The following is a 639-nucleotide window of genomic DNA, read 5'->3' on the forward strand; positions in this document are numbered from 1 at the left end:
TCAATAGTGACTTTAATTTCATCATTCAATAATTGTCTGATCAAATGAACCTTATCATCAGGGATGAGCATCAGTTGAGCATTTAATCCTGCCGCGATAATTTCTAAGGTCTCTAATCGAGGGTTACCCTGACTTTCCAGCTTTTGGTATTGCTGTCTTGAAATGCCTGTACGGGATTGCATATCAACTTGCTTTAAGCCTAATTGGGTTCGTCTTTTTTTGATTTGCTGAAGTAAAGACTTATTCATTGTAGATACATTTATTTCTTTTAGGTCATATAAGAAACATATTAGTTTCTTTTTTTTTGAAAAGCAATTTATGAATTTATCATTTCGATCTGTAAAATAGCCCTACTTGTATGAGAAATGGGTGTTCAAGTTGTTGTTGATTTTGCATTGAACCGTACCGGGTTTGTCGGAGACTTTTTTATTTAAGTTAGGCCACCTGACCTAACGGATTAATCTTATCATAGTACATTGCTTCAAACTCAAAAGGCGATACATAACCCAGTGCGCTGTGTACACGTTCTTTATTGAACCAATCGACCCAGTTTAGTGTCGCAAGTTGTACATCTGCTAAACCTTGCCAATCTGCTTTTAAATATTCAATCACCTCTGTTTTGTATAAGCCATTCACCGT

General features: G+C 35.8%; 2 protein-coding genes. Both read right to left on the reverse strand.

From position 1 onward, the window contains the following. The coding region (locus F890_RS17540; RefSeq protein ID WP_005268512.1) for a helix-turn-helix transcriptional regulator at positions 1 to 248 on the reverse strand (248 nt) is incomplete at its 3' end. Between the two features lie 187 nt (positions 249 to 435). Further along, positions 436 to 639 (reverse strand): integrase core domain-containing protein (locus tag F890_RS17545; RefSeq protein ID WP_005268513.1); only part of this gene is annotated, 204 nt, incomplete at its 5' end.

Source organism: Acinetobacter sp. CIP 64.7 (assembly GCF_000369745.1).
Lineage (GTDB): Bacteria > Pseudomonadota > Gammaproteobacteria > Pseudomonadales > Moraxellaceae > Acinetobacter > Acinetobacter fasciculus.